This is a genomic window from Bacillota bacterium (assembly GCA_013314855.1).
Lineage (GTDB): Bacteria > Bacillota > Clostridia > Acetivibrionales > DUMC01 > Ch48.
The window spans coordinates 1-2,196 of the sequence record JABUEW010000248.1; the positions used below are offsets into that span (position 1 = coordinate 1).

A 2,196-nucleotide genomic window follows, 5' to 3' on the forward strand; every position below is an offset into this window, starting at 1 on the left:
ATGAACTCGCATACGCTCGCCCTTGACATCCACCAACAGAGTGTATTGATGTAAGTATCTAAAATAAAAGAAAGGAGACCTAACTTAGCCCGGCAAAAAAATTGTCTTGACAATGGGGAGCATCATATTTCATGTTTATCTATCCCTTCAAATGTGAATATGTTTTCTATCGTACAAAGATATTTCATATCTAATATATTTGCATTGATTTCTTCTTTAAACTCCCTTTGAAGCGCAACCCGGCTTTTTCTCCTAAACTCTACCCCTCCGCCCGGAAAACGATAAAAAACCTCATCCTTTATCGCATCATACCCCTCAAAGACTAAAATCCCATCCCCTCTTTTTGCAAAACCTAATACCGTAACTCTAATACACGGCTTTTCCACCTTCGCTGTATGACATATTATTTCTATTTCAAAAAACCGTTCTTGAAATTCAGTAAGCGCTTTTATTTCTTCTTCAAAGTAACTGTTAGGGGTTTTAGCGACCACTAGCTTACTTTCATTGTCGTTCTTCCTTTCAATGGCTGCAATGACCCTGCCTCGGAACTCTTTAACCGGTTTATACTCTCCCAGTATATAAGCATCTATTTTCTTACCATCCCCTGAAATAGTTCCTGGGATATATCCGTAATTGACCGGATAAATAATGCCATATTCAGGATGAGGCGATCCCAGGGGTCTATCAACTATTACATCAACCGTTTTCCCTAAGTATTCTCTCATATTAACCTCCATTCCGCCGCTACCGCTGGCGGCACAAATAGTAATGAAAAATGGTGCGTGGTTTTCACCACTTTGTTATCATTAAGCTGAGGGGTAAGATACACTACAAAGCACGGTTAGGTGAGTCGCAAACTGCTCTTCTGAGCTTAAATCAGTATATTAACCAGTGTAAGAATCATCTTTCAAGCACAAATAAGTGGTTCTATAAGACCGCAAGCTAATCATTGTTTTAGCTAATCGTTAAATGTGTGATGGTTCAGTCAATGTCTTCCTCCTCATCTACTAAATTTTCAAAGGAGGTTGTGCTATGAAAGTTGTTTACCCTATTTGTTGTGGTGTCGATGTGCATAAGACTTTTCTCGTCGCCACAATCATCACTTCACAGGGGATCACCCCTCACTACTTTAAAAAACGATTCTCAACTTTCAACAATTCCATTCTCCAATTCAAGCAGTGGCTGATTGATAACAACTGCTTTGATGACTAAGGAACAAAAGGAACGTATAGTTATGGTTCGCTCCCATCTTGAATTCATCCAACAGTCCATTGCAGAGTTAGATGAAAAACTTGATAAGATGGTAGCTCCTTACGAAAATGCCATTACACTCCTTTGTACCATTCCCGTAGTTGATAGAGCTTCTGCCATCACTATCATCTCCGAGAGCTGTCAAACTTCTCATTTCCAATGGCGTAATAAAAGCTACTGACATTCCTGTGGCCTAAACTAACGAATATTAAATTCTCAAGGATCTATAAAGGTCTTAGTTTAGTGCGCCCTTTTTTAGCGGCTACGAAGTATTTTTCAAGCTAACCCCCTTTAAATGCAAATGCATAACTAATAATTAGCATTTTGTTTATATTTTCCTCCAACAAACCCAAGATATTACATCGTATTAGTGAAGATAGACATCGCAATGGCACCCCTTAAATAATACAATGCCCAAATTATAACATGAATGTAGCTATATTATTTGAGGAAATCCAGAGTAACGAGTAACGATCCACCATTCATTTGCTAATAATAAATATTCATGTATACTATTCAATAATAAATGTAAATAAGAAGATAAAAATGAAATTACTTGTTTCAAAGCCAGATAAATTAGAAGAGTATTTGGATCTTTTAAACCCTTGGGGCCGGTTCCCATTATTTAATCAACCGGGCCTGTTCAATAGCCCGGATGTGTTCCGTTACCCTGCAGTCTATGCTGAGAATAACCCAGGTATTCTGGCACAGGCAGTATTGGAAATACCCTTTAGGCTGGAAGTACAGAGGCTATATTATTTTGATACGGTTGATGCGGTTGACAGGGAGAAGCAATATATTCTAAATAAGACTTTATCACAGCTGGATCATGACAAAGTACGGTTAAAAGAAATCAACTACTATTATGAAAAGTTTGATTTTAAATATCTACCCCAGAATACCACATTGTTAATGCTGATAATTTCGGGGCTTTTAGATTAAAAT

General features: G+C 37.8%; 2 protein-coding genes and 1 pseudogene. 2 read left to right on the forward strand and 1 reads right to left on the reverse strand.

The features are described from left to right. Nucleotides 1–122: 122 nt before the first annotated feature. Nucleotides 123–737 (reverse strand): inorganic diphosphatase, encoded by a 615-nt coding sequence (locus HPY74_20865; protein NSW93059.1) that lies wholly within the window; start codon nt 735–737, stop codon nt 123–125. 295 nt (nt 738–1,032) lie between these two features. Here HPY74_20865 and HPY74_20870 point away from each other — a divergent pair. Both HPY74_20870 and HPY74_20875 read left to right on the forward strand, forming a co-directional pair. Continuing rightward, nucleotides 1,033–1,200: pseudogene (locus HPY74_20870) on the forward strand (IS110 family transposase). Between the two features lie 597 nt (nt 1,201–1,797). After that, entirely contained in the window at nt 1,798–2,193 is a 396-nt protein-coding gene (locus HPY74_20875) for a hypothetical protein (GenBank protein NSW93060.1), read from the forward strand. The last annotated feature ends 3 nt before the right edge of the window (nt 2,194–2,196 follow it).

Coding starts and splice junctions, on each gene's coding strand:
- HPY74_20865 (NSW93059.1), bottom strand. CDS start 737: ATGGAGGTTAATATGAGAGAATACTTAGGGAAAACGGTTGATGTAATA.
- HPY74_20875 (NSW93060.1), top strand. CDS start 1,798: ATGAAATTACTTGTTTCAAAGCCAGATAAATTAGAAGAGTATTTGGAT.